The organism is Variovorax sp. KK3, assembly GCF_001984055.1.
Lineage (GTDB): Bacteria > Pseudomonadota > Gammaproteobacteria > Burkholderiales > Burkholderiaceae_C > Variovorax.
Genome location: NZ_LYVO01000140.1, coordinates 1 through 9,192, shown reverse-complemented (window position 1 = coordinate 9,192; position 9,192 = coordinate 1). Strand labels below are relative to the sequence as shown.

At 69.2% G+C, this 9,192-nt stretch carries 8 protein-coding genes; 2 read left to right on the top strand and 6 right to left on the bottom strand.

Translation table 11 applies throughout. The features are described from left to right. Positions 1-384 (top strand): response regulator (locus B0W80_RS33190; protein ID WP_143684897.1); only part of this gene is annotated, 384 nt, incomplete at its 5' end. Between the two features lie 23 nt (positions 385-407). Further along, entirely contained in the window at positions 408-1,193 is a 786-nt protein-coding gene (locus B0W80_RS33185) for a hypothetical protein (RefSeq protein ID WP_077003399.1), read from the top strand. An 18-nt stretch (positions 1,194-1,211) separates the two neighbouring features. On the opposite strand, the gene B0W80_RS33180 is transcribed toward B0W80_RS33185, so the two are convergent. The 6 genes from B0W80_RS33180 to B0W80_RS35815 all read right to left on the bottom strand — a co-directional run. Next, positions 1,212-1,961, bottom strand: coding sequence for a DUF2894 domain-containing protein (locus tag B0W80_RS33180; protein ID WP_077003398.1), 750 nt, complete (start codon positions 1,959-1,961; stop codon positions 1,212-1,214). Continuing rightward, positions 1,936-2,586 (bottom strand): OmpA family protein, encoded by a 651-nt coding sequence (locus B0W80_RS33175; protein ID WP_077003397.1) that lies wholly within the window; start codon positions 2,584-2,586, stop codon positions 1,936-1,938. Before B0W80_RS33175 ends, B0W80_RS33180 begins: the two co-directional genes overlap by 26 nt. After that, complete coding sequence (locus B0W80_RS33170; protein ID WP_077003396.1) at positions 2,583-4,691, bottom strand: DUF802 domain-containing protein; 2,109 nt, start codon at positions 4,689-4,691, stop codon at positions 2,583-2,585. The genes B0W80_RS33175 and B0W80_RS33170 overlap by 4 nt, the downstream gene beginning before the upstream one ends. Then, entirely contained in the window at positions 4,688-5,365 is a 678-nt protein-coding gene (locus B0W80_RS33165) for a DUF3348 domain-containing protein (RefSeq protein WP_256856758.1), read from the bottom strand. Before B0W80_RS33165 ends, B0W80_RS33170 begins: the two co-directional genes overlap by 4 nt. Positions 5,366-5,526: 161 nt before the next feature. Continuing rightward, entirely contained in the window at positions 5,527-6,252 is a 726-nt protein-coding gene (locus B0W80_RS33160) for a hypothetical protein (RefSeq protein ID WP_077003394.1), read from the bottom strand. Between the two features lie 217 nt (positions 6,253-6,469). After that, positions 6,470-9,192: S-layer family protein (locus B0W80_RS35815; RefSeq protein WP_306171889.1), on the bottom strand; the 2,723-nt coding region annotated here is incomplete at its 5' end.

Below are 9,192 nucleotides of genomic sequence, written 5' to 3'. Positions count from 1 at the left end.
CTGGCGGGCCTGCGCTGTTTGGTGGTGGACGACGACCCCGCCATTCTCGACGCTAGCCGCGCCCTGCTCACGCAATGGAACTGCGAGGTCGAATGCGTGGACACCGGCAGCGAAGCCATCCGCCGGCTGGCCGAGGCGGACTCGCGCTTCGACGTGCTGCTGTGCGACCTGCAACTGGCCGATGCCGAGGACGGCATGGAAGTGATCGAGGCCGCGCGACGCCTGCAGCCCGACGTGCTGGCGGTGCTGGTGTCAGGCGCCACCGGGCCCGAAGTGCTGCAGCGCCTGCGCCAGCGCGGCGTGCGGCTGCTGACCAAACCGGTGGCGCCGGCCAAGCTGCGGGCGCTGCTGTCGACCAAGCGCGCGGGCCGCATCCCGAGCTGAGCCGGCGCGGACCCCACAGCGCCATGCTCGACCTGTCGGCCCTGAAGAACATCCGCCCCTTCGTCGCCACGCCGAGCTACGGCGGTGCGATGAGTTCGATCTACGTGCGCGGCCTGCTCGGCCTAGTCAACCTGGCGTGGACCCACGGCTTCGCGATGCAGACGCGCTTTCTCGACGGCGACAGCCTGATCCCGCGGGCGCGCAACCGCATGGTGGCGGAGTTCATGGCCGACACGCGCTGGACCCATCTGTTCTGGATCGATGCCGACATCGGCTTCGAGCCCGACGCCGCGCTGCGCCTGCTGCTCGCGGGTCGCGAGGTGGTGGCCGGCGTGTATCCGTTGAAGACCGAGGGCTGGCCCACCGAAGGATTGCGCGCGGCATTGCCTGCGGGCACCACGCGCGAACAGTTCGAGGCCCTGCATGCGCGCTTTCCGGCCAATGCGCCGCGGGGCGCCGTGGACGTCGATGGCTTCGTCGAGGTGCTGGACGCGCCGACCGGCTTCATGCTGATCGCGCGCAACGTGTTCGAGCGCATGGCCGCGGCGTACCCGGAATTGCGCTACACGCCCGATGCACCCACCGACGACACCGCCTCGCGCGCTTGGCCGCACTACCGGTTCTTCGACCTGATGGCCGAACCGGGCAACGGGCGCTACCTGAGCGAGGACTACGCGTTCTGCCGGCGCTGGCAGGCCACCGGAGGCCAGGTGTTCGTCGATACGCGCTCGCGCTTGGCGCACCAGGGGTTGCGGGCATACACCGGCGACTACGGCCGTGGGCTGATGTCCGGCGCTGCGAACCGCTGACTTCGCGGTCCGGCGCGATCAGGCGCCCTTGCGGCGCGTCGGCTTCTTCGCGCCGCCGGCGCGCGCCGTGTTCGCAGCGGGTTTGGCAGCGGGTTTCGCAGCGGGCTTGGCAACAGGCTTGGGCACGGGCTTCGCAGCGACCGGCACGGCGGCGAGGCTCTGGCTGTCTTCGAGCCACGACAGGGCATCGACGTACGCCATGAAACGGTCGAGGTAGCCCGGCGAGGTCTGACGCATCACCGTCAGCGTGCGATGCAGGAGTTGCTCGGTGTTCAACGGGCCGGCCTTCTCCGACACCTTCGCGCGCGACTGCGCGAGCCACCGATCGGCGCTCAGGCGGGTCCAGGTGCTCTTGAAGTAACGCAGCGTCTTGAGCTCGGGCACGTCGGAGCGGCCAGGCGGGCCTTCGCCCGCAGCGAATGCATCGACGGATGCATCGACGACGGCCGGCGCATGGCGCCCGATGTGATCGACGAGTTCGGCGAGCGCACTGCGCGGCGCCTGCTGTTCGAGCGGTTTGCGGCTGCCGGTGCCGGCGCTGCGGCGCTGCTCCAGATGCTCGCGGTACGCAGCCACCAGCGTCGCGAGCCGCGCGTCGAGGATGCGCCGCACCTCGCCTTCATGACCGGCCGAACGCCGCGCCAAGGCTTCCATGAAGCGAAAGCGCACCGGATCGGCGCGGTGATCCCCGCGCGCACGCCACGCGTCGAGCGTCGCCGCCGCGGCGTTCGCGACGCCGGCGTCACTCGCGTGGCTTGGCGTTGCCATGGGACGGGCGCGGCATGGGCGCCATCTCGACGCGCCGGTTCTTCGATCGGCCCTCGGCATCGGCATTCGACGCCACGGCCTGCTCGGCGCCGAAGGCGGCGGCGAAGACGGAGGACGAGGGCACGCCCTCTTCGATCAGCGTGCGCGTCACCGTCAGCGCGCGCTGGGCCGAAAGCTCCCAGTTGTCGGCGAAGCGGCGCGCGCCGTCGCGCATCTGGCGGTCGTCGGTGAAGCCGCTCACCATCAGGATCTCGTTGCGCTCCTTCAGGTATGCCGTCAGCGGGCCGGCCAGGCTGCGCAACACTTGCCGGCCCTCGGGCTGCATGTCGGCTGCATTGAAGGCGAACAGCACGCTGCCGCTGATGCCGATGCGCCCGTCGACCAATGTCACGCGTCCTTGCGCGAGCGGGCCGGCCAGCGCCTTCTCGAGCGTCTGCCGGCGCTGCGATTCTTCCTGTCGCTGCTTGACTTCCGACTCCAGCCGGGTGGCCAGGTCCAGCTGCATGCCGAGCGCGTACACGAGGATCAGCACGAAGGCGCCGAGCAGGCCCGACATCAGGTCGCCGAAGACCGCCCAGACCGGCACGCCGGGGTCGACGCCAGCGTCGAGTTCCTCGCGCGTCATGCCGCGGCGGCCTCGGTAGGTTCGGCCGCAGCGGCAGGCTGGCGGGCCGCGAACTGCTGCAGGTCGTCGACGATCTGCTTCTGCGACATGATGCTCAGGTCGATGACCTCGCGCGCCTGCGCGACGTAGTAGGCCAGTTGCTCGTCGCTGCGTTCGAGCGACTTGCCGAGCGCGCCTTCGATGCGCTCCAGCTGGCCGGCCAGCTTGTCGTTCGACTGGCTGAACTGCTGCACCGCGAAACCGAAGGCCTCGCCGAGGCTCGCGACCTCGACGGCACTGCCGGTGAGCTGCGCACCGACCGTGGCGAGCTTGCCGGCTTCCGCGTCCACCTGCTCGGCGAAGCGGCTGCCGACCCGATCGAGCAGGTCGGCGGAGGTGGCGACGAGCGCGTCGATGGCCGAGCGCTGCTCGGTGGAGGCATGGTTCACCGCATCGAGCAAGGTCGAGAGCGTGTCGAGGATGCGGCTGCGCTCCTCCAGCATCGCGTTGTCGCGCGCCATGCTGCCTTCGAGCTTCTGGCGCAGCTCGCCGATCACCTCGGCCGCGGCGCGCGGGGCTTCGGATGCGGCTTGCACGAGTCGCGCGACCTCGTCGATCGTGTTCTTCGCATGGGCTTCGGCCTGGGCCGTCATCTCGCGTGCGGCGCGTGCCGTCGAATCGGCGAGCTGCTGCTGGCGTTCGGCACTTTCGGCACCGGCCTGCTGCCATGCCTGCTGCAGTCCGGCAGTCATTTGCGCGAGCTCCTGCGTCCATGCCGACAAGCGTTCCGCATCTCGCTCGGCCACGTCGGTCTGCAGCGACGCATGCGCCTTGTCGACCGTGGCCAGCAGCGAAGCCGCGTGCTGCTCGAAGGTGGACGCGGCGGCCGACAAGGCGCGCTGCGTGTCGGCCGACAGCTGCCCGCTGGACTGCCGGTGCTCGGCCAGCGCGTCGCCCCAGGTCTGCGAGACCTTGCCCACCGTGCGGTCGAGCTGGCCGGCGACATCGGCGACCAGGGCCTCGGAGCGCTGCTCGAAGGTCTGCGCGAAGCGGTCGAGCGACGTGCGCAGGTCGTGCGACAACGCGCCGCTCGTGCGCTGGTGCTCGGCCAACGCGCCCTTCCAGCTGTCCGCCATGCCGGTGGCGCTGCTCTCGAGCCGGGTCGACAGGCCGTCGAGCTGCTGCTGCACGGCCTGGCCGATGGCGTCGTGCAGCGCGGCGGTCTCGCGTGCGATGCCGGCCATCGTGGCCTCGACCACCGGCTGGATCGTCGCACCGGCGGCACGCGCGCTTTCGGTGAGGCTCTGCTTGAGCGACTGGCCGACGGCATCGGCCAGGCCGGTATAGGCCGCTTCGGCGCGCACGTGGAACTGCTCCTGTCCGCTCGCGAGACGCTCGTTCAATGCGAGGCTTTGCCGCTCGATGCTCGCCATCATGGTCTGCAGGCGATCGGCCAGCTCGGGCATCAGTTCGGACTGCCGCTGCAGCAGCGCCAACGAGGCCTCGCGCTGATGAACCAGCGAATGGCTGCGCAGCGTGGTGGCGATGCGCGTGTCGAGCATCTGCCCGGCCTGCATGCGTTCGCGCCGGTGCAGAGCCGAGAGCAGGCCCAGCATCGCGGACGCCGCCACGCCCGCCACCGAGGTGCCGAAGGCCAGGCCCAGGCCCTTCACCGGCGCGGAGAGCGACGAGCGGATGGACTGCAGGTCGGTCGCACTCTCGAGCGCCAGGCCGGTGCCGTTGAGCGTGACCACCATGCCGAGGAAGGTGCCCATCATGCCCAGCAGCACGAGCAGGCCGGCGAGGTACGGCGTGAGTGCGGGCCCGGGCAGGCCGACGCGCTCGCCCTCGATGCGCAGGCGCACCGCGTTGCGCAGCGACGGATGCAGGCGATCGAGCCAGGCCGCCAGGCTTGCCGGCGGCTCGGCAAGGTCCGCCACCGCGCTCGACAACGTGGCCGTGGCCTGGTGGTAGCGATGCAGCTCGAAAGCGCCCAGCAGGTAGAAGGCGCCGACGAGCAGCGTGATGGCGAGCGCCAATGCGCTGGTGCCGACGTAGCCGGCGCCGACCCAGCACACGGCAGCAAGGCCGGCGATGAAGACGAGGTGGTGGATGAATCTGGTCATGGCCTGATGGGCTCTGTCGGAGGGCTCGTTCGAAGGGCTTCGAGCAGCCCGTCGATCGGTTGAAATCGAAAGTCCAGTTCGGCGAGCAGCAGGGCCCGCATGTCCTGGCGAAAGGGTTCCAGCCACGGGCCGGGTGCGGTGGCGTCGCCGCCTTCTTCGTTCGGCGGCGTGGCGGCCCGGCGCAGCCGCTCGAAGTGCCTGGCCAGCCGTGCGGGCACGCCTGCGAGCAGGTTGTATTCCTGCACGCCCAGCACCTGCCCCATCACGCCATCGAGCGCGGCCAGCCGTGCCGACTCGGGCGAGCGCGCCGCGAGCACGGCACGCAGGCGGTCACGCAGCGGCCCGATGGCCATCTCCATGGTCTGCTGGCGGTCGTGGTAGCCGCGGCGGTAGCTCGGAAAATCGGTGGCCGCGTCGTCGATGGGTGTGGTGAACACGCTGTCGGCCGATATCGCATTCGCCAGCGCCTGCCGCAGGCCGTTGCATTCGGTTGCCAATGCATCGGTGTCGACGCGTGCGCCGGCGGCCGCGGGGGTGGAGGGAACCGCGCCGGCGTTGCCGCCCAAGGCGGCAGACAAGGAAATCGCATCGGTCCATCCGAGCCATTCGCCGAGACGGTCCGCGAAGCCGGGCCCCGATGGCCGTGCCTCCGTGTCGCCGAGCCGGGCGAGCATGCGAGTGAGCGCCGAGCCGGTGAAACCTATGCGCTGTGACACTTGCACAAAAACTGTCGGGTCGAAAAGCCCGCCAGTCTACACGGGCTGATCTGCGCAGCCGCCGTCCTTCACCCGCCACCACTCGACAGCGCTGGTGAGGAGGCGCTCGCCGGACGAACTCAGAAGTAGCCGATCGGCACGCGGATTTCTTCCGGAAAGACGTTCAGTTCGCCGCTGAGGTAGTGCCCGACATCATCGCCCCAATGCGCGATGTCGTCCTGCAGCTGCTTGCTTCTGAATTCCGTGACCCCGTATGCCTCATTGGCCCAGGCATCGCATATCACGGCGTTCGGGCCCCAAGTGCTCGCGTCCTTCGGATCGGAATGAGGATCCCTTCCGATGACCACTAACCTGTGCCCTTCCACGTAATACGGCCCGATGTCACCGACCGCGCAGATCTCGATCAAGCGCCGGTCATGCTCGGGCCGTTGAGCCTCCAGTTTCTGCAGGAAGCAATAGGTGGCAGAGGCCAGTTCATCAGCATGGCCGTACCCGAATTCTTTGAGGAGTTCGTATTGGATGGCCGCGAAATCGGCTCTGCGGATGCATTTGTGTTTGACTCCGTCGATGTACCGATACCGCAACGTGTACTCTCCCGTGTTGATGCCCGTCTGCAATCGCTCGGTCATTTGTTCGTGGAGAAATTTCCTGAAGCCCAAGCCTTCGGGCTTCTGGAGCTTGGCGTCCCGCACGGCATTCGTTCCATGGGTCAGGAGCCCCCGGACATGAGCGACTGCGTGCTTGGAAAGCTGCAGGTTTTCTTCTGGCCAGCTGCCGATTTTCTTGATGGAGACCTGTGAGGGCAAAAGGAGGTTGCGGACCTGATAGGTCGAGCCGAGTTGCATGTTTCTGGAGTTCTGGAGTTTTGATTCAACGTCCGAGGTCACCCTTGCTTCCACGCGGCAACCCCGAGCATCGGCCTCCCGCGAAGAGGGCGGCGGCGACTGAGTCACCTGTTGCGACCCCGGGGTTCCCATCAGCTCGCTCGCCCGCACGTCAGGCGAGCTACGACTCACCCGTTGGCGCAGCCTGAGCGCACCGCCGAAGGCCGTTGAGCCCGCGTCAAAAATCCCCGCACCCGTTGCGCCGCTCGGTGTCGATGCAACTCGTGATGTTCGGCCGCGAGCGCACGCGCGACCATTCGCGGGCCAGCACGTCGCCGCCCTGCGCAGCAGAGTCGCCTCCCAGCGGGCCGGTGGCCAGGCAGATCGGCACGGGGCCGATGTTGCGGTCGTAGAGCCAGGTGCTGGGGTTCTCGCGCACGATGTCGGGCTTCAGCAGGTCCGGCATGCCGGCCACGGTGAGCGTCCCCGGCACCACGTTCACCGCATAGCCCGCGGCCGAGGTGAAGGTGCCGTTGATCGGGTAGCTGCCGGGCGGGCTGGAAGGCAGCGCCGGGGTGCTCAGCACGCCGGCGAATCCGGCGCTCGTGTCGCCGAGGATCAGCCCCGTGAGGCTGTACGTGAACTGCGGGTTGCCCGTGGCACCCGGGCGGAAGGCGTTGGCGATCTGTACGGTGGCTGTCGGCTGCTGCGCATAGACGAAGTGGTTGTCCGTCGGCGACACGGTCACCGTGCACAGGCCGAGGTAGGCGCAGCTGTAGTAGTTGGGCAGCAGCCCCGATCCGAACAGGCCGCCGCGCGTCTCGCCGACCCAGGTGTCGGCCCACACGCGCCAGGGTGCGCCGGTGATGCCGTAGGCGCCGAGGTTCTGGAAGCGTGCCGCCGCCACCAGGTCGGCCCCGCCGGTGGTGGCGACGTCGGTGGCCAACGACAGGTCGCCCGTCAGCGCACGCACGAAGGCCTGGCCCGCGTTGACCGCACCGCCGGTGACCGCCTGCGGAAGGTTCGAGGCCGCGTCCATGCCGACGACCGTGGGCGAGCCCAGCGTGAGCGCATTGGCGTCGACGTACTCGAAGCGGCCGGCCGCACCGCCACCGACCACCGCGACGTTGTTGCCGGGCTGCCCGAGCAGCACGTTGCCGCCGGTCGAACGCGCCAGCAGGGCGTTGGCCGTGATCGAAGTGCCCACTGCCTGCGTGATGTCGCCCGCGCTCAGCAGCCCCAGCTGCGTCACGGATACGGGCGCCGCCAGGCGGATGCCGCCTCCCCCGCCGTTCTGCAGCGTCAGCGCCGCAGGCAGCGCGAACGGCGCCTGCACGGTGATGTTGGCCGCATGTGTGTTGCTGCCCACCACGTAGGTGGGTGCGGCCATGTTGCCGAACTCGGCGGCCGACACGCCGAAGCCGGTGGCGGCCGCCCCGCCGAGGAAGATCGGCACGTCGGTGCGGTCGAAAGGGTTGCCGGCCAGATCGACGCCGCCAGGGCGCAAGGCGAGCACGTTGGCGGCTTCCACCGTGCCGGCGATGACCAGCGCGTCGGTGCTGCCGTTGTTGACCGCGCGCAGCACCACGTTGCGGTTGCTCTCGATGGCGCCGTCGGGCAGCGTCGCCGCGCCGAGCGCGACATTAATGCCGGCGCCGTTGCCGTCGGACTGGCCCGTGACGCGGATGTCGCCGTTGCCGGTGGTCTGCAGCAGCCCGCCGTCGAGGATCAGCACGCCGTCGCCGTCGCCGACGGCCGGCCCGCCGGCCAGGCGCCGGCCCGTCACCGTGATGTTGCCGTCGACGGTGCGGATGGTCTCGCCGTTGATCACCACGCCGTGGCCCGGCGCTTCGGTGCTGTTGGCCGTGTAGCTGCCGATGCCGGTGATCGACACGTTGCCGCTGGTGGTGCTGATGGTGTCGGAGAAGCCGAAGTTCTGGATCTGCACGCCGCTGCCGTTGGCATGGCTGCCGAACATCGTGATGTTGCCGGTCGCGGTACTGATCACGCTGTTGAAGATGTAGACCGCGCCATTACTCGCATTGACCGTGTCGCCGAGCGTGCTGATGCCGCGCAGCGACACGTTGCCGCCGGTTCCGGCGTCGCTGCCGCCCGTGTACACGCCTGGCGTGCCAGGGATGAACTGCTGGTTGCCGGTGCGCGTGTCGATGGTCGCGAAGGTCAGGCAGACGCTGCACATGCCGTTGCTCGCATTGGCCCAGCTGCCGTTCATGGTGACGTTGCCGCCGTTGGTGAAGATGTCGCCGCTGTAGCTGACTTGCCCGCCACCCGTCGCTGCGCCGCCGCCGTTGACGTCGGCATTGAAGACCACGTTGAGCGGATCGCCGATCGACGCGATGACCGAGGCGCCGTTGCCGCGCACGCTGCGGTGCGCGTCGAGCTGCAGCGTCACCGGGCCCTTGGCGGCGCTGTATTCGATCTGCACGTCGTCCATGACGATGTCGCCCAGGAACGGGCTGCCGACGCCGGGATCGCCGGTGGTGATGCGCACGCTGGTGCCACTGTTGAGCGCGGCATTGATGTCGCCGTCCTGGATGGTCGAGGTGCCCAGCGGCACGAAGGGATTGCCCGTCAAGCTGCCGCTGGCCGCGCCGTTGACGATGGTGACGTCGAAGGGGTCGATAATCCATTCGCCGGCCTTGCCGTAGGGCGCCGAGGCATCGGTGCGGATGCCGGTGAGGTCGATGCCGCCGTTGTTGTCGCCGGCCGGCACGGCATAGCCGCCCGAGGCTTCCATGAAGCCGCCGTTGCCGCCCCATGCGCCGCCCTTGGCCGTGAGGGTGCCGTAGGCGCGCAGCGTGCGTTCGGCCATGACACGGATGTCGCCGCCGTTGCCGACCACCGTGGCATCAGCGCTGATGCGGCTGCCCGAGGCCACTGCGATGGCGCCGGTGTTCGGCTCGCCGCCGACGGCCGTCGCGTGCAGCCGCACGCGGCCTC

Excerpts from the sequence above, each read along its gene's own strand:
- B0W80_RS33175 (WP_077003397.1), bottom strand. The coding sequence starts at position 2,586 with ATGACGCGCGAGGAACTCGACGCTGGCGTCGACCCCGGCGTGCCGGTC.
- B0W80_RS33165 (WP_256856758.1), bottom strand. The coding sequence starts at position 5,365 with ATGCTCGCCCGGCTCGGCGACACGGAGGCACGGCCATCGGGGCCCGGC.
- B0W80_RS33185 (WP_077003399.1), top strand. The coding sequence starts at position 408 with ATGCTCGACCTGTCGGCCCTGAAGAACATCCGCCCCTTCGTCGCCACG.
- B0W80_RS33180 (WP_077003398.1), bottom strand. The coding sequence starts at position 1,961 with ATGGCAACGCCAAGCCACGCGAGTGACGCCGGCGTCGCGAACGCCGCG.
- B0W80_RS33170 (WP_077003396.1), bottom strand. The coding sequence starts at position 4,691 with ATGACCAGATTCATCCACCACCTCGTCTTCATCGCCGGCCTTGCTGCC.
- B0W80_RS33160 (WP_077003394.1), bottom strand. The coding sequence starts at position 6,252 with ATGCAACTCGGCTCGACCTATCAGGTCCGCAACCTCCTTTTGCCCTCA.